The following is a 16,386-nucleotide window of genomic DNA, read 5'->3' on the forward strand; positions in this document are numbered from 1 at the left end:
GCGATGGCGATTTGAGACGGCGTCAAATCTGGCCTATGTCGTCATTTAGGACCGCGCTTTGATGCGCGCCCGCTTCGATGATGCGATTCAAAGGCACAGATGCGCTCATGACCGGCTCCAATTGGTTCGATTCCCAAACCATCCTCGATGGCATCCGCCGCTGGGTGGAAATCGAGACGCCGACCGAAGCGCCTGAACAGGTCAACAAGCTGGTGTCTCTGGTCGCGGAGCAATACCGCGACCTGCCGGTCACGCTCGAGCGCGTCGCCGGCGTGGATGGCTGCGGCGATCATCTCGTGGCGCGCACGAATTGGGGGCAGGATCGACCGGGCATCCTGGTGCTGAGCCACCTCGATACCGTTCATCCCATCGGATTCATCGAGCGCCTGCCGTTCAAGATCGAAGGCGACGTCGCGTTCGGCCCCGGCATCTACGACATGAAGGGCGGTGCCTACATCGCCCATCATGCCTTTCGCGCGCTTTGCGCGACGGCCGATCGCTCGCCGCTCGGCATCACACACCTGTTCACCTCCGACGAGGAGATCGGCAGCCCGACCTCGCGTGCGCTGATTGAGAAGGAAGGGCGCAAGGCCAAATATGTGCTGGTGACCGAGCCGGCGCGCGACGGCGGCAAGATCGTCACCGGACGCAAGGGCGTCGGGCGCTTCCAGGTATCCATCAAGGGTGTGCCCGCGCATGCCGGCTCCCGGCCCGAAGATGGCCGCAGCGCCGTCCGCGAGCTCGGCAATATCATCCTGGCGCTGGAAGGAATGAACGATCTGACGCGCGGCGTCACCGTCAATGTCGGAGTGGTGCGTGGCGGCACGCGCCCCAACGTCACGCCGGAAGAGGCCTATGCCGAAGTTGATCTGCGCGTGGTTAGCCTCAAGGACGCAGACGAGTTCGTCGGCAAGATTCTCGGGCTGACATCGAAGACGGACGGTGTCACCTTCACGGTCACCGGCGAGCTCAATCGTCCGCCTTACGAGAAGAGCAATGCGGGCGCCTCGCTGTACGAGCATGCGAGGACGCTCGCCGCGGAGATCGGCTTCGAGCTGATCGACACGCATACAGGCGGCGGCTCGGACGGCAATTTCACCGCCGCGTACACCGCGACGCTCGACGGGCTTGGCGTCGACGGCAAGGGCGCGCACACCCACTATGAGCAGCTCTATGTCTCGTCGCTCGCGCCGCGCGCGCGGCTGCTCCATCGCCTGTATCAGACGCTGCGATGAGCGAACGCAAATCAGACCCCGATCGCGACGACAGCGACCGCGCCTTCTTCGGGCGCCGCAAGGGCCACAAGCTCAGGCAACACCAGGCCGGGCTGATCGAGCAGCTGCTGCCGCATCTTGCCCTCGACATCGACAGTGAGGCGCCGGCGGATGCCCGCGCGATCTTCGCTCCCCCAGCCGAAGACGTCAGGCTCGAGATCGGCTTCGGCGGCGGCGAGCATCTCGCTGCCGAGGCCCAGAACTTTCCCGCCACGGGCTTCATCGGCTGCGAACCCTACGTCAACGGCATGGCGAAAATCCTCGCGCAGATCGAGGCCGCCAACATCGGCAATATCCGCCTGTTCGCGGGCGATGCCGCCGAACTCCTGGCCTGGCTGCCGAAGGATTCGCTATCGCGGATCGACCTGATTCACCCCGATCCCTGGCCGAAGCGGCGACACTGGAAGCGGCGCTTCGTCCAGGACCGGACGATCGCCGCAATGGCGCGCGTGCTCCGAAGCGGCGGCGAGTTCCGTTTCGTCTGCGACATCGACGATTACTGCGCCTGGACGCTGTCGCATCTTGCGCGCTCGCAGGACTTCGTCTGGCTCGCCGAACGCGCCGACGATTTCCGCCAGCCGTGGCCGGGCTACACCATGACACGCTACGGCCGGAAGGCCGCGCGCGAGGGACGCAAGGCGGCTTATCTGCGGTTCAGAAAAGTGTAGTCGTCATTCCGGGGCGATGCGCAGCATCGAACTATGGTGCGCAATTGCGCACCTGAGAATCTCGAGATTCCGGGTTCGCGCTTCGCGCGCCCCGGAATGACAAGAGAGAGAAACTTTAAATCGTCCGCCGGTTGCGCCAGAAATTCACGACGCGTTCGGCGGTCGTCGGCATCAGGCGCGTGAAGTTCACGCGCGCGGCCTCGAGGTCGGCATCGGCAGGCGTGCGTTGCGGACCGTACCAGAGCAGGATGAGCGCACGCACCGTGGGCCAGCCGAGATTGAGCACGCGGCCCAGGATCAGAAGCGGATCGTAGCGGTCGCCCGCGATCAGGCGGTCGAGGGTCGAGAGGCGAACGCCGGACATCGCCGAGAGCGAGGCGATCGATTCCTCGTATTTGTGCGCCTTGGCGAAACCGAGCAGCGCGCTTTCGCCGAGATGGCCCTCGCGATGCAAGGCGAGCACCGTGCGCTGCGCGTCCGAAAAATCGCGGCGCGGCCCCGGCGGGCGCGCGGCCTCCTCGATCGCCGCCATCGCGCGATTGATCTCGGCCTTGCGCGCGGGATTGACCACGCTGGAGAGGCGGCGACGGATGACGTCGAGCGTCCCGTCGAGCAGCTGTTTCAGGTGCTCGCCGGAAAGGTCGTTGCGCTGGCCGATCTTGAGCGTCAGCACACCGTCCTGGGCCGCGCGCCTGATCATCTCGGAATAGCTGCCTGGCGAGAACACCGCACCGGCATTGCCTGCGGCGCGGCGCACCACGTCGCGATCGCCGCGCTCGACCAGCACGTCGGTGACGACGGGAGACAAGGCTGGGCGCTCCGTCATCGCCAGGAGATGACCCTGGCCTTTGAGGCGCGCGATCTCGGCAAGAGCCGCGTCGTCGAGCACGGGCGAGCGGCGCAGCACGGGACCGGCCACCACGATCTCGTTTTCGCGCGCGAGCTGATTGACCAGGTGCGGCGGCGCGTTGTTCAGGTGCGAGAAGCGCTCGGCCAGATCGACCCGCGAGGACAGCTCGGCATGCGGGACGAGATCGATCAGGAGATTGTCGAAGAGATCGATCAACTCGGGGCGAAGCTTCTCCGCATCCTGGAAGAACAACTGGGCGATGGCCCGCGCGATCTCGCCGCGTCGCCGCGGATCGCCGCGTTTGACGATATCGTCCAGTCCAGGAATGAGCGACGTGGCAACGGTCATGAAAACGCAACTCGAACGGGGCACGCCGCGGGTGCGCCCTTGGTTCAAGCCGCCCCACGATCGCGGAAGTTAGGCCTGCTTGATGAAAGAAGCGTTGCGCAGGGTCCGCAGATCGGCGCAAAAAGGCCCCGTTCCCGCTGCAATGGGCCTTGTCCGGGAGGGCGGAAAGCGCTATATCAGCGCCAATTCATCTTCTCATACGATCCGCGTAGTGAGAGTGGGCCCGCAAGGACCCGCTCTTTTTTATTACCTGAACGCGGCTTGGCGGAAGATGCGGCCCGACGCGCCGTCGGGAAAGTTCCGAAGCGGGCTTTGAAGTCGTAACCAAGCCTTAACCCAAGCCTTAACCAACGAGCGCCCTGACCCTGGACATGACCGAGCCGAACCCTGGTTCCACGGATGCCGAATTGCTGGCCGAGCCGCGGCTCGTGGTCGAGCCCGGCGTCGCGGCACGGGTGTCGGCAGTCGCAGCCCCCGTGCTCCAAGGCATGGGCTATCGGCTGGTGCGGATCCGCATTTCCGGGGAAGCCGGCTGCACCGTGCAGATCATGGCCGAGCGACCGGACGGCTCGATGCAGATCGAGGATTGCGAGGCGATCTCGCGGGCGCTGTCGCCCGTGCTCGACGTCGCCGATCCCATCGATCGCGCCTATCGGCTCGAAATCTCCTCGCCCGGCATCGACCGCCCGCTGGTTCGCCGCTCCGATTTCGAGCGCTATTCCGGGCATCTGGTGAAGATCGAGATGGCCGTCGCACATGAGGGGCGCAAGCGCTTCCGCGGCACGCTCGGTCCGGTCGAAGGCGATCGCGTGCATCTGCATCGCGACGACGTCAAGCCGGGCGACGAAGCCGACGTTCTCCTGACCATGGAGGATATCGGCGAGGCGCGCCTCGTGCTGACCGACGAGCTGATCGCGGAATCCATGCGCCGCGGCAAGGCCGAGGAGCGCAAGATGCGCAGGGATCTCGGACTGGAGCCGCCGGCTGCACCGCACGCGGAGATCAGTGCGAAGATCACCAAGAACACCAAGCCGAAGAAGAAGCCGGCCCCGACCAATACGAAGAAACATCGCCTGGCCGCCGAACGCGCGCGGCGGGGCGAGATCGAGCCTGACCAAGGAGACTAGCCATGGCAGTCAGCGCCAACCGACTTGAATTGCTTCAGATCGCGGACGCCGTTGCACGCGAGAAATCGATCGACCGCGGCATCGTCATCGCCGCGATGGAGGACGCCATCGCCAAGGCGGCGCGGGCCCGTTACGGCAGCGAAACCGACGTTCATGCCGAGATCGACCCGAAGAAGGGCGAGTTGCGGCTGTCGCGCCACATGCTGGTGGTCGACAAGGTCGAAAACCATTCCAACCAGATCTCACTGGTCGACGCGCAGCGCGCCAATCCCGGCGCCCAGGTCGGCGACACCATCGCGGACACCCTGCCGCCGCTGGAATATGGCCGCATCGCCGCGCAATCGGCCAAGCAGGTGATCGTGCAGAAGGTGCGCGAGGCCGAGCGCGACCGGCAATACCAGGAATTCAAGGACCGTATCGGCGATATCGTCAACGGCGTCGTCAAGCGGGTCGAATATGGCAGCGTGATCGTCGATCTCGGCCGCGGCGAGGCCATCATCCGCCGCGACGAGATGCTGCCGCGCGAAGTGTTCCGCAACGGCGACCGCGTCCGCGCCTACATCTTCGACGTCCGCCGCGAAACCCGCGGCCCGCAGATATTCCTCTCCCGCACTCATCCGCAGTTCATGGCGAAACTGTTCGCGCAGGAAGTGCCGGAGATCTACGACGGCATCGTCGAGATCAAGGCGGTGGCCCGCGATCCCGGCTCGCGCGCGAAAATCGGCGTGATTTCCCGTGATTCCTCGGTCGATCCGGTCGGCGCCTGCGTCGGCATGCGCGGCTCGCGCGTGCAGGCCGTGGTGAACGAACTGCAGGGCGAGAAGATCGACATCATCCCCTGGTCGCCCGACATCGCGACCTTCGTGGTCAACGCACTGGCGCCGGCCGAAGTCTCCAAGGTCGTCATCGACGAAGACCGCGAGCGCATCGAGGTCGTGGTGCCCGACACCAACAACCAGCTCTCGCTGGCGATCGGCCGCCGCGGCCAGAACGTGCGTCTGGCCTCGCAGCTCACCGGCTGGGACATCGACATCCTGACCGAGCAGGAGGAATCGGAGCGCCGTCAGGCCGATTTCGAGAACTCCACCCGCGTCTTCATGGAATCGCTCAATGTCGACGAAGTGGTCGGCCAGCTGCTGGCGTCCGAAGGCTTCACCTCGGTCGAGGAACTCGCGATGGTGGACGTCAAGGAACTCGCCGGGATCGAAGGCTTTGACGAGGAGACCGCGCAAGAGCTCCAGAACCGCGCCCGCGAATATCTGGAGCAGCTGGAAGCCGAACTCGAGGCCAGGCGCAAGGAGCTCGGTGTCGAGGACGCGCTCAAGGACGTGCCCGGCGTGACCTCGAAGATGCTGGTGAAGTTCGGCGAGAACGACATCAAGACGGTCGACGACCTCGCCGGCTGCGCCACCGACGATCTGGTCGGCTGGACCGAACGCAAGGAAGGCAGCGAGCCGACCAAGCACGCCGGTGCGCTCGACGGCGTCGACATCTCCCGTGACGATGCCGAAGCGATGATCATGCAGGCCCGCGTCAAGGCCGGCTGGATCACCGAAGCCGATCTCGCCAAGCCTGCCGAAGAGGCTGCGGCGACCGAAGACCAGCCGGCGTAAGGGCCAGGGAGGATGTCATCCGGATGCTCGCCAGCATTGACAGCGAACTCGATCATGGGCCGCGGACCGAAAGGTCCGCGACCATGCGCATGTGCGCGGTCAGTCGCGAGGTCCGTCCGATCGACGAGCTGGTCCGCTTCGTCGTATCGCCGCAAGGCGAGGTGGTTCCCGATCTCAAGCGCAAGCTGCCCGGACGCGGCATGTGGATCACGGCCTCACGCAAGGTGGTTGCGGAAGCCGTCCGGCGTCACCAATTTAGCAAGGCCTTCAAGCGCGATCTGCGCATCCCTCAGACGCTTCCCACCGACATCGAGGCGCTCCTGGTTCGGAGCGTGACGGAAGCCCTTGGGATCGCCGCCAAGGCGGGCCAGGTTGTGGCCGGCTTCGGCAAGGTCGAGAGCGCGCTTCGGGAGGGCACGGTCGAGGTCCTGATCCATGCCAGCGACGGGGCCGCGGACGGAATCCGCAAATTGGACATGCTGGCACGTCAAAATACCGGAAATCGCGGCGCTGAGCCGCAGATTCCGGTCGTCACCGCACTGAAATCGGTAGAATTGGATTTGGCACTCACCCGGTCAAATGTGATACATGCTGCGCTGCTCGCGGGCCCGGCGAGCAGGTCATTCCTGTCACGTAGCCAGATGCTGGTCCGATACCGGATGGCGGACGCTGACAAGACTGCCGAAAAGCACGGCCAGGATTTCTGAGAGACAACGACGACCCATTGGACGGTGCGGCAACGCACAACACCGATAAATCAGGATTAGGACTGCTGAATGGTTGATACCAAGACCCCTGGCGACAAGAAGCTGAGCGTTCCGAGCAAGACGCTATCGCTCAAGCCGCGCGTCGAAACGGGGACCGTGCGCCAGAGCTTCAGCCATGGCCGCAGCAAGCAGGTCGTGGTCGAGAAGCGCGGCAAGCGCCGCATTGGCGATGGTCCCGAGCCGCACGCGCCTGAGGTGGCTGCAAAGCCGGCGCCGGCCGCACCCGCCGCGCCGTCGCGCCCGGCTCCGCCCGCCCCGCCTCGCAACGCCGGTTCCGGCGTGGTGCTGCGTACCCTGACCGAGGACGAGCGTTCGGCCCGTGCCAGCGCGCTGGCCGATGCCAAGCTGCGCGAAGTCGAAGAACGCCGCCAGGCCGAGGAAGAGGCCCAGCGCCGCGCCGTCCGCGAGGCCGCCGAACGCGCCGAGCGCGAAGCCGCCGAAGCCCGCCGCAAGGCCGAGGACGAGCGCCATCGCCACGAGGACGAAGCCAAGCGGAAGGCCGAGACCGAAGCCAAGAAGCGTTTTGGCGAAGGCGAGCAGCCGGCAGCGGCCGCGCGCCCCGCAACCGCCGCACCGACCGCGCCTGCGCCGCGGTCCGGCGCCCCTGCGGCCCGGCCCGGAACCACCACGACCCGCCCTGGAACCACGACGGCGCGTCCCGCAACGACGACCGCGCAGCGTCCGGGTGCACCGGCAGGTCGCGGCCCCGCAGTTGCAGCCGAGCCTGACGAGGACGAGGCTCCGCGCCAGATCCGTCGCGGTCCCGGCGGCGCCGCGCGTCCCGCGCCTCCCCCGAAGACCACCCACAAGCCCGGCCCGCAGAAGGAGCGCGGCCGCCTCACCGTGGTCACCGCGCTCAACGCCGACGAGGTGCGAGAGCGCTCGATCGCCTCGTTCCGCCGCCGCACCCAGCGCCTGAAGGGCCACGCCTCGAACGAGCCGAAGGAAAAGCTCATCCGCGAGGTGGTCATTCCGGAAGCGATCACCATCCAGGAGCTCGCCAACCGCATGGCCGAGCGCGCGGTCGACGTCATCCGCATGCTGATGAAGCAGGGCGCGATGCACAAGATCACCGACGTGATCGACGCCGACACCGCGCAGCTGATCGCCGAAGAACTGGGCCACACCGTCAAACGCGTTGCCGCGTCGGACGTCGAGGAAGGCCTGTTCGACACCGTCGACGATTCCACTGATACCGAAACGCGCTCGCCCGTCGTGACCGTGATGGGCCACGTCGATCACGGCAAGACTTCGCTGCTCGACGCACTCCGCCACGCCAACGTCGTCTCCGGCGAGGCCGGCGGCATCACACAGCACATCGGCGCCTATCAGGTGGTGTCGCCCGAAAGCGGCAAGAAGATCACCTTCATCGATACGCCCGGCCACGCCGCGTTCACCGCGATGCGCGCCCGCGGCGCCAAGGTCACCGACATCGTCGTGCTGGTGGTCGCGGCCGATGACGGCGTGATGCCGCAGACGGTCGAGGCCATCAACCACGCCAAGGCGGCGCGGGTGCCGATCATCGTTGCCATCAACAAGATCGACAAGCCCGACGCCAAGCCCGAGCGCGTCCGCACCGAGCTGCTCCAGCACGAGGTGCAGGTGGAATCCTTCGGCGGCGAGGTCGTCGACGTCGAGGTGTCCGCCAAGAACAAGACCAATCTCGACAAGCTGCTCGAGATGATCGCGCTCCAGGCCGAACTCCTCGACCTCAAGACCAATTCGCAGCGTCCGGCCGAGGGCACCGTGATCGAGGCCAAGCTCGATCGCGGCCGTGGTCCGGTCGCGACCGTGCTGGTGCAGCGCGGTACGCTCCGCGTCGGCGACATCATCGTCGCCGGTGCCGAAATGGGCCGTGTCCGCGCCTTGATCTCGGATCAGGGCGAGACGGTGCAGGAGGCCGGTCCCTCGGTGCCGGTCGAAGTGCTCGGCTTCAACGGTCCGCCCGAAGCCGGCGATCGTCTCGCGGTGGTCGAGAACGAAGCCCGCGCCCGTCAGGTCACCAGCTACCGTGCGCACCAGAAGCGCGAGAACGCGGCCGCTTCGATCTCCGGCATGCGCGGCTCGCTCGAGCAGATGATGTCGCAATTGAAGACGGCGGGCCGCAAGGAATTCCCGCTGATCGTCAAGGCCGACGTTCAGGGCTCGCTGGAAGCCATCCTCGGCTCGCTGGAGAAGCTCGGCACCGACGAAGTCGCCGCCCGCATCCTGCATGCCGGTGTCGGCGGCATCTCGGAATCCGACGTGACGCTGGCCGAAGGCTTCAACGCCGCGATCATCGGCTTCTCGGTCCGAGCCAACAAGGAAGCCGCTGCGGCCGCCAAGCGCAACGGCATCGAGATCCGCTACTACAACATCATCTACGACCTCGTGGACGACGTGAAGAAGGCGATGAGCGGTCTGCTCGCGCCGACCTTGCGCGAAACCATGCTGGGCAATGCCGAGATCCTGGAGATCTTCAACATCTCCAAGGTCGGCAAGGTTGCCGGCTGCCGCGTCACCGACGGCACCGTGGAACGCGGCGCCAATGTGCGCCTGATCCGCGACAACGTCGTGGTGCACGAAGGCAAGCTGTCGACGCTGAAGCGCTTCAAGGACGAAGTGAAGGAAGTTCAGTCGGGCCAGGAATGCGGCATGGCCTTCGAGAGCTATCACGACATGCGTGCCGGTGACGTGATCGAGTGCTATCGCGTGGAGACGATCCAACGCTCCCTGTAAGTCCAAATCTTACCGAAGCGTTCGGATCTTTTTTGAACTGAAATTGCGGGAGTGCGATGGCCGGATCTTTCCGGCCATCCACCCCTCTTCGTTTCAACAGGAAAACGACAATGCTCGTGTCCCAAGCACGGGCATGACGAGGTGATTTTCGAGAATGCCACGCCACCATCAGAAGAAAAGTTCCGCGCCCGGCGGAGGCTCGCAGCGTCAGTTGCGCGTCGGCGAGCAGGTTCGCCACGCGATGGCCGATATTCTGGCGCAAGGCAATGTGCATGATGCGGATCTCGAAGGTCACATCATCACCGTGCCGGAGGTGCGGATGTCGCCCGACCTGAAGCTCGCAACGGTCTACGTGATGCCGCTCGGTGGCCGCGACACCGAGATCGTGATCGCGGCGCTCGAGCGCAACAAGAAATTCCTGCGAGGCGAGGTCGCGCGGCGCGTTAACCTGAAATTTGCACCTGACATTCGCTTCCGCGTCGACGAGCGATTCGACGAAGCGGAACGGATCGAGAAGCTTTTGCGAACACCTGCGGTGCAGAAGGACCTCGAACAGGACTTGGAACAGAATCCGGCTTCGGATCGGGAAGAAGAGCAATGACCATGGACCCGGCTCACGGCACGATCGGCGGCAACGATGCCGATCAGCGCGAGGTGCAGAAAAATAATTTCGCGGATCTGGGAGGCGATGCCCGGCCGCATCAGGAGGCGCGCCGCGTCAACAACGATCCACGCGCCAAGCAGCAGAAGGGCAACCAGCCGCGCCGGGACCGCCGCGACGTCCATGGCTGGGTCGTGCTCGACAAGCCGATCGGCATGACCTCGACGCAGGCGGTTGCGGTGCTCAAGCGCCTGTTCAACGCCAAGCGCGCCGGCCACGCCGGTACTCTCGATCCGCTCGCCTCTGGCGGGCTGCCGATCGCACTCGGCGAAGCCACCAAGACCGTTCCCTTCGTGATGGACGGCCGCAAGCGATATCAGTTCACGGTCTGCTGGGGCGAGGAGCGCGACACCGACGACATCGAGGGCCGGGTGACCGCGACCTCCGACCAGCGCCCGACCCGGGAGGCGATCCTGGCGCTTCTGCCCCGCTTCACCGGGGTGATCGAGCAGATCCCGCCGCGCTATTCCGCGATCAAGATCCAGGGCGAGCGCGCCTATGACCTTGCCCGCGATGGCGAGGTCGTGGAACTGGCCCCCCGGCCGGTCGAGATTCACCATTTAACCCTTGTAGATCAACCGGATAAGGACCGAGCCGTATTCGAGGCCGAGTGCGGCAAGGGCACCTATGTCCGGGCGCTAGCCCGCGATATGGGCCGGATTCTCGGCACTTACGGCCATATCTGCGCCCTCAGGCGGACCCTGGTCGGCCCGTTTGGCGAAAACGACATGATTCCGCTGGATCAGTTGGAGGCTTTGTGCGATAGAGCCGCGTCCGGCGAGGGCAGCCTCGCCGACGCGCTTTTGCCCGTTGAGACCGCGCTGGACGACATCCCGGCACTGGCCGTCACTCGGGCTGATGCGGCAAGGCTCCATCGGGGCCAGGCCGTTTTGTTGCGCGGACGGGATGCGCCCACTTGTAGCGGCACAGTCTATGTCACGGTGGCAGGCCGGCTTCTCGCGCTTGCTGAAGTCGGCAATGGCGAAATCATCCCCAAGCGTGTGTTCAACCTGACCGGCCTGACTGCCAGCTCCGGTCGCAACGAGAGAAATTGACGATGTCGATTGCCGCAGAACGCAAAGCGGAAGTCATCAAGACGAATGCCACCAAGGCCGGCGACACCGGCTCGCCCGAGGTTCAGGTCGCGATCCTGTCGGAACGCATCAACAACCTCACCAACCATTTCAAGACCCACGTGAAGGACAACCATTCGCGTCGCGGCCTCTTGAAGCTGGTCTCGACCCGCCGCTCGCTCCTCGACTATCTCAAGAAGAAGGACGAGGCGCGGTACAAGGCGCTGCTCGAGAAGCACAATATTCGTCGTTAAGTGTTCCTGCGCGCGCCACTGGCGCGCGTTTTCGTGCGTGGTTTCGAACGAAAGCGCTTCCTTAAAGGTTTTTGATCGAGGCTGCGTGCGCGTCGGATGCGCGTCTTTGAGGATTCGCATCCGGGCATGAAGAGTGAAAACCGCGGTTCGGTGTTCGCCTTTGTGCCGACTGACAGTCCAGCAGCAATCCGGCGGCTGGGCACAACGGGCAAGGCGCCCGTATGACCCGAAAGGATGGACGCCATCCGAAATCCAAAAACCATGGCAGGATCGCAGGACGCTGATCATCCGCTCCGATCAGCGTCCCGCAATCTTGCGCATGGTTTTTGTTTTTCGAGCGCCGTCCCTTCTTTCGAGAACCCATGAAAGAAGACCACTATGTTCAATAAGCATTCAGTCGAGATCGACTGGGGCGGACGCCCACTCAAGCTCGAAACCGGCAAGATCGCCCGCCAGGCCGACGGCGCCGTCGTCGCCACCTATGGCGAGACCGTGGTGCTCGCCACCGTCGTCGCGGCGAAGGCGCCGCGCGAGGGCGTCGACTTCCTGCCGCTGACCGTCGACTACCAGGAGAAGACCTACGCTGCGGGCCGCATCCCCGGCGGCTATTTCAAGCGCGAGGGCCGTCCGACCGAGAAGGAGACGCTGGTCTCCCGCCTGATCGACCGTCCGATCCGCCCGCTGTTCGTCGATGGCTGGCGCAACGAGACCCAGGTGATCGTCACCGTGCTGTCGCACGACATGGAGAACGACCCGGATATCGTCGCGCTGGTCGCGTCGTCGGCTGCGCTGACCCTGTCCGGCGCCCCTTTCAAGGGCCCGATCGGCGCAGCGCGCGTCGGCTTCGCCAATGACGAGTTCATCCTCAACCCGACGCTCGACGAGATGGTCGACACCCAGCTCGACCTCGTCGTCGCCGGCACCGCCGACGCCGTGCTGATGGTGGAATCGGAAGCCAAGGAGCTGAACGAAGACATCATGCTCGGCGCCGTGATGTTCGGTCACCGCCACTTCCAGCCGGTGATCAACGCGATCATCGAACTCGCCGAGAAGGCCGCCAAGGAGCCGCGCGAAGTCACCGTGATCGACAACGCCGCGCTCGAGAAGGAGATGCTCGGCCTCGTCGAGCAGGAGCTGCGCGCCGCCTATGCGATTCCCGTCAAGCAGGATCGCTACGCCGCGGTCGGCAAGGTCAAGGAAAAGGTGATCGCCCACTACTTCCCCGAAGGGCAGGAGCCGAAATACGACAAGCTCCGTGTCGCCGGCGTGTTCAAGGAGCTGGAAGCCAAGATCGTTCGCTGGAACATCCTGGACACCGGCAAGCGCATCGACGGCCGCGACAGCAAGACCGTGCGCAACATCATCGCCGAAGTCGGCGTGCTGCCCCGCGCCCACGGTTCGGCGCTGTTCACCCGCGGCGAGACCCAGGCGATGGTCGTGACCACGCTCGGCACCGGCGAGGACGAGCAGTACATCGACGCGCTGTCGGGAACGTACAAAGAGACGTTCCTGCTGCACTACAACTTCCCTCCCTATTCGGTCGGCGAGACCGGCCGCCTCGGCGGCACCAAGCGCCGCGAGATCGGCCACGGCAAGCTGGCCTGGCGCGCGATCCATCCGGTGCTGCCGCCGCACCACGAGTTCCCCTACACGGTGCGCGTGGTCTCGGAGATCACCGAATCCAACGGCTCGTCGTCGATGGCGTCGGTCTGCGGCGCCTCGCTGGCGCTGATGGATGCGGGCGTGCCGTTGAAGCGGCCGACCGCGGGCATCGCGATGGGCCTGATCCTCGAAGACAAGCGCTTTGCGGTTCTCTCCGACATCCTCGGTGACGAGGACCATCTCGGCGACATGGACTTCAAGGTCGCCGGCACGGAAGCGGGCATCACCTCGCTCCAGATGGACATCAAGATCGAGGGCATCACCGAAGAGATCATGCGCGTCGCCCTTGGCCAGGCCAAGGAAGGCCGCATCCACATCCTCGGCGAGATGGCCAAGGCGCTGACCAACGCCCGCGCCGAGCTCGGCGAATATGCGCCGCGCATCGAGACCTTCAAGATCCCGACCGACAAGATCCGCGAAGTGATCGGCACCGGCGGCAAGGTGATCCGCGAGATCGTCGAGAAGACCGGCGCCAAGGTCAACATCGAGGACGACGGCACCGTGAAGGTCGCCTCCAGCGACGGCGAAGCCATGAAGGCCGCGATCAAGTGGATCAAGTCGATCGCCTCCGAGCCTGAAGTCGGCCAGATCTATGACGGCACCGTCGTCAAGGTGATGGAGTTCGGCGCCTTCGTGAACTTCTTCGGCTCCAAGGACGGCCTCGTCCACATCAGCCAGCTCGCTTCCAGCCGCGTGCAGAAGACCTCCGACGTCGTCAAGGAAGGCGACAAGGTCAAGGTCAAGCTGCTCGGCTTCGACGACCGCGGCAAGACCCGCCTGTCGATGAAGGTGGTCGACCAGACCACCGGCGAGGACCTCGAGGCCAAGGAGAAGGCCGCCGAGGGCGAGAAGGCCCCGCGCGAAGCGGCGGGCGAGTAGGCTCTCGCACCACAGCCAGAAACACGAAGGGCGGCCGAGAGGCCGCCCTTTTTGTTTGTGCCGTTTTTCATGCTCCGGCCGATATGCGCTCCCTCTCCCGCTTGCGGGAGAGGGCTGGGGAGAGGGTGTCTCCTCAGAGAGACTTCCAATGCGGAGAGAACCCTCACCCGCCGCGCTTCGCGCGTCGACCTCTCCCGCAAAGCGGGAGAGGTGTCACGCTCACGCCACGATGTCGTACCGGTCGAGGTTCATCACCTTGGTCCATGCCTTGGCGAAGTCCTTGACGAACTTCTCCTTGGAGTCCGAGGTGGCATAGACCTCGGCGAAGGCGCGGAGCTGCGAGTGTGCGCCGAAGATGAGATCGACACGCGTGGCGGTCCACTTCACCGCGTTGGTCTTGCGGTCGCGCCCCTCATAGGAGCCGTCGGCCGACGGCGTCCACTGCGTGCTCATGTCGAGCAGGTTGACGAAGTAGTCGTTGCTCAGCGAACCCAGCTTCGAAGTGAAGACGCCCTGCTTCGAACCGTTCGCATTCGCACCGAGCACCCGCAGGCCGCCGACCAGCACCGTCATCTCCGGACCGGTCAGCCTCAGCAGCTGCGCACGATCGACCAGCGCCTCTTCAGGATGCATGAACTGATGCCGCTTGCCGATATAGTTGCGGAAGCCATCGGCCCGCGGCTCCAGCGGCGCGAAGGAGGCCGCATCCGTCTGCTCCTGCGAGGCGTCCATGCGCCCCGGCGTGAAGCCGACCTTGACATCGACGCCGGCGTCCTTGGCGGCCTTCTCGACCGCGGCGGTGCCGCCGAGCACGATCAGGTCCGCCAGCGAGACCTTCTTCGCGCCGGATGAGGCATTGAAGTCCTTCTGGATCGCTTCGAGCTTGCCGAGCACCTTCGAAAGCTGAGCCGGCTCGTTCACCTCCCAGTCCTTCTGCGGCGCGAGACGAATGCGCGCGCCGTTGGCGCCGCCGCGCTTGTCCGAGCCGCGGAACGTCGAGGCCGACGCCCAGGCGGTCGAGACCAGCTCGGACACCGAGAGACCGGAGCCCAGGATCTTGGTCTTCAGGGCGGCGATGTCCTGATCGCTGACCAGCTCGTGATTGACGGCTGGGATGGGATCCTGCCAGATCAGCGTTTCCTTCGGCACCAGCGGGCCGAGATAGCGCTGGATCGGGCCCATATCGCGATGGGTCAGCTTGAACCAGGCGCGGGCGAAGGCGTCAGCGAACTGATCCGGGTTCTCCAGGAAGCGACGCGAGATCTTCTCATACACGGGATCGAAGCGCAGCGAGAGGTCGGTCGTCAGCATCGTCGGCCGATGCTTCTTCGACTTGTCGAAAGCATCGGGGATGATCGCCTCGGCGTTCTTGGCCGTCCACTGCTGCGCACCAGCCGGGCTCTTCGTCAGCTCCCATTCGAAATTGAACAGGTTCTCGAAGAAGTTGTTGCTCCACTTGGTCGGCGTCGTCGTCCACGTCACCTCGAGGCCGCTGGTGATGGAATCAGCACCCAGGCCCGAACCATGCTTGCTCTTCCAGCCGAGCCCCTGATCTTCCAGCGCGCCCGCTTCCGGCTCCGGACCGACCAGCGATGCATCGCCGGCGCCGTGAGTCTTGCCGAAGCTGTGGCCGCCTGCGATCAGCGCCACGGTCTCTTCGTCGTTCATCGCCATGCGGGCGAACGTCTCGCGGATATCCTTGGCCGCAGCGACTGGATCCGGCTTGCCGTTCGGCCCCTCCGGATTGACGTAGATCAGGCCCATCTGCACCGCGCCGAGCGGCTCGGCGAGCTGACGCTCACCGCTGTAGCGCTCGTCGCCGAGCCAGGTGCCTTCCGGACCCCAATAGAGCTCTTCCGGCTCCCAGACGTCGACGCGACCGCCGGCGAAACCAAAGGTCTTGAAGCCCATCGATTCCAGCGCGACGTTGCCGGCGAGCACCATCAGATCGGCCCAGGAAATCTTGCGGCCGTATTTCTGCTTGATCGGCCAGAGCAGACGGCGTGCCTTGTCGAGATTGGCGTTGTCCGGCCAGCTGTTGAGCGGCGCGAAGCGCTGCTGACCGGCTCCGGCGCCACCACGTCCGTCGGTGATGCGATAGGTGCCCGCGCTGTGCCAGGCCATGCGGATCATGAGGCCGCCATAGTGACCGAAATCGGCGGGCCACCATTCCTGCGAATCCGTCATCAACGCGGTCAGGTCCTTGATGACCGCATTCAGGTCGAGCGACTTGAACTCCTTGGCGTAGTCGAAGTCCTTGTCCATCGGATCGGACTTGTCCGAGTTCTTGTGCAGGACCTCGATGTCGAGCTGCGTTGGCCACCAGTCGCGGTTTGAGCGCGCGGGTTTTCCGCCCGAAAACGGGCACTTCGAAGTGTCGTCCATGAATACCTCCTCTGGCGGCGTCGAACTCGCGCCCTTGACCAGGTAGAAGCACTCTAAGCGCCGCATCCCATCAGGGGAAGTTGACTTTAGTGATCGCTGCGATAGGA

At 65.0% G+C, this 16,386-nt stretch carries 12 protein-coding genes; 10 read left to right on the plus strand and 2 right to left on the minus strand.

Annotated elements, in window-relative coordinates:
- The first annotated feature begins 77 nt into the window (after nucleotides 1–77).
- Nucleotides 78–1,235: a M20 family metallopeptidase gene (locus EDE08_RS19490; protein WP_131870437.1), complete on the plus strand. Its 1,158-nt coding sequence runs from the start codon at nucleotides 78–80 to the stop codon at nucleotides 1,233–1,235.
- Complete coding sequence (trmB, locus tag EDE08_RS19495; protein WP_131870438.1) at nucleotides 1,232–1,942, plus strand: tRNA (guanosine(46)-N7)-methyltransferase TrmB; 711 nt, start codon at nucleotides 1,232–1,234, stop codon at nucleotides 1,940–1,942. The genes EDE08_RS19490 and trmB overlap by 4 nt, the downstream gene beginning before the upstream one ends.
- A gap of 115 nt (nucleotides 1,943–2,057) precedes the next feature.
- Here the strand turns inward: trmB and EDE08_RS19500 are convergent, their stop codons facing one another.
- Complete coding sequence (locus tag EDE08_RS19500) at nucleotides 2,058–3,140, minus strand: DUF2336 domain-containing protein (RefSeq protein WP_131870440.1); 1,083 nt, start codon at nucleotides 3,138–3,140, stop codon at nucleotides 2,058–2,060.
- 371 nt (nucleotides 3,141–3,511) lie between these two features.
- On the opposite strand from EDE08_RS19500, the gene rimP reads away from it, so the two are divergent.
- The 8 genes from rimP to pnp all read left to right on the plus strand — a co-directional run bounded on the left by rimP (nucleotide 3,512) and on the right by pnp (nucleotide 13,894).
- Nucleotides 3,512–4,267: a ribosome maturation factor RimP gene (gene rimP / locus EDE08_RS19505; protein ID WP_131870441.1), complete on the plus strand. Its 756-nt coding sequence runs from the start codon at nucleotides 3,512–3,514 to the stop codon at nucleotides 4,265–4,267.
- A 2-nt stretch (nucleotides 4,268–4,269) separates the two neighbouring features.
- The gene (gene nusA / locus EDE08_RS19510; RefSeq protein ID WP_131870443.1) at nucleotides 4,270–5,880 is read left to right on the plus strand and encodes a transcription termination factor NusA; all 1,611 of its coding nucleotides are present in this window, start codon (nucleotides 4,270–4,272) and stop codon (nucleotides 5,878–5,880) included.
- Between the two features lie 23 nt (nucleotides 5,881–5,903).
- The gene (locus EDE08_RS19515) at nucleotides 5,904–6,587 is read left to right on the plus strand and encodes an RNA-binding protein (protein WP_131870445.1); all 684 of its coding nucleotides are present in this window, start codon (nucleotides 5,904–5,906) and stop codon (nucleotides 6,585–6,587) included.
- 69 nt (nucleotides 6,588–6,656) lie between these two features.
- Nucleotides 6,657–9,365, plus strand: coding sequence for a translation initiation factor IF-2 (infB, locus tag EDE08_RS19520; protein WP_131870446.1), 2,709 nt, complete (start codon nucleotides 6,657–6,659; stop codon nucleotides 9,363–9,365).
- A 154-nt stretch (nucleotides 9,366–9,519) separates the two neighbouring features.
- Complete coding sequence (rbfA, locus tag EDE08_RS19525; RefSeq protein ID WP_061879920.1) at nucleotides 9,520–9,966, plus strand: 30S ribosome-binding factor RbfA; 447 nt, start codon at nucleotides 9,520–9,522, stop codon at nucleotides 9,964–9,966.
- Nucleotides 9,963–11,081 (plus strand): tRNA pseudouridine(55) synthase TruB, encoded by a 1,119-nt coding sequence (gene truB / locus EDE08_RS19530; protein ID WP_061879921.1) that lies wholly within the window; start codon nucleotides 9,963–9,965, stop codon nucleotides 11,079–11,081. The genes rbfA and truB overlap by 4 nt, the downstream gene beginning before the upstream one ends.
- Before the next feature lie 2 nt (nucleotides 11,082–11,083).
- Nucleotides 11,084–11,353 (plus strand): 30S ribosomal protein S15, encoded by a 270-nt coding sequence (rpsO, locus tag EDE08_RS19535; protein WP_008540131.1) that lies wholly within the window; start codon nucleotides 11,084–11,086, stop codon nucleotides 11,351–11,353.
- Nucleotides 11,354–11,731: 378 nt separating this feature from the next.
- Complete coding sequence (gene pnp, locus EDE08_RS19540) at nucleotides 11,732–13,894, plus strand: polyribonucleotide nucleotidyltransferase (protein ID WP_131870448.1); 2,163 nt, start codon at nucleotides 11,732–11,734, stop codon at nucleotides 13,892–13,894.
- A 219-nt stretch (nucleotides 13,895–14,113) separates the two neighbouring features.
- Here the strand turns inward: pnp and katG are convergent, their stop codons facing one another.
- A complete protein-coding gene (gene katG, locus EDE08_RS19545; RefSeq protein WP_165936045.1) occupies nucleotides 14,114–16,279 on the minus strand; it encodes a catalase/peroxidase HPI in 2,166 nt (721 codons plus the stop codon).
- Nucleotides 16,280–16,386: the final 107 nt, after the last annotated feature.

This window comes from Bradyrhizobium sp. R2.2-H (assembly GCF_004346455.1).
Taxonomy (GTDB): domain Bacteria; phylum Pseudomonadota; class Alphaproteobacteria; order Rhizobiales; family Xanthobacteraceae; genus Bradyrhizobium; species Bradyrhizobium diversitatis.

What these genes read in the sequence shown, in the direction of transcription:
- pnp (WP_131870448.1), top strand. Translation starts at nt 11,732, where the DNA reads ATGTTCAATAAGCATTCAGTCGAGATCGACTGGGGCGGACGCCCACTC.
- katG (WP_165936045.1), bottom strand. Translation starts at nt 16,279, where the DNA reads ATGGACGACACTTCGAAGTGCCCGTTTTCGGGCGGAAAACCCGCGCGC.
- nusA (WP_131870443.1), top strand. Translation starts at nt 4,270, where the DNA reads ATGGCAGTCAGCGCCAACCGACTTGAATTGCTTCAGATCGCGGACGCC.
- infB (WP_131870446.1), top strand. Translation starts at nt 6,657, where the DNA reads ATGGTTGATACCAAGACCCCTGGCGACAAGAAGCTGAGCGTTCCGAGC.
- EDE08_RS19500 (WP_131870440.1), bottom strand. Translation starts at nt 3,140, where the DNA reads ATGACCGTTGCCACGTCGCTCATTCCTGGACTGGACGATATCGTCAAA.
- truB (WP_061879921.1), top strand. Translation starts at nt 9,963, where the DNA reads ATGACCATGGACCCGGCTCACGGCACGATCGGCGGCAACGATGCCGAT.
- EDE08_RS19515 (WP_131870445.1), top strand. Translation starts at nt 5,904, where the DNA reads ATGCTCGCCAGCATTGACAGCGAACTCGATCATGGGCCGCGGACCGAA.
- rpsO (WP_008540131.1), top strand. Translation starts at nt 11,084, where the DNA reads ATGTCGATTGCCGCAGAACGCAAAGCGGAAGTCATCAAGACGAATGCC.
- EDE08_RS19490 (WP_131870437.1), top strand. Translation starts at nt 78, where the DNA reads ATGATGCGATTCAAAGGCACAGATGCGCTCATGACCGGCTCCAATTGG.
- rimP (WP_131870441.1), top strand. Translation starts at nt 3,512, where the DNA reads ATGACCGAGCCGAACCCTGGTTCCACGGATGCCGAATTGCTGGCCGAG.
- rbfA (WP_061879920.1), top strand. Translation starts at nt 9,520, where the DNA reads ATGCCACGCCACCATCAGAAGAAAAGTTCCGCGCCCGGCGGAGGCTCG.
- trmB (WP_131870438.1), top strand. Translation starts at nt 1,232, where the DNA reads ATGAGCGAACGCAAATCAGACCCCGATCGCGACGACAGCGACCGCGCC.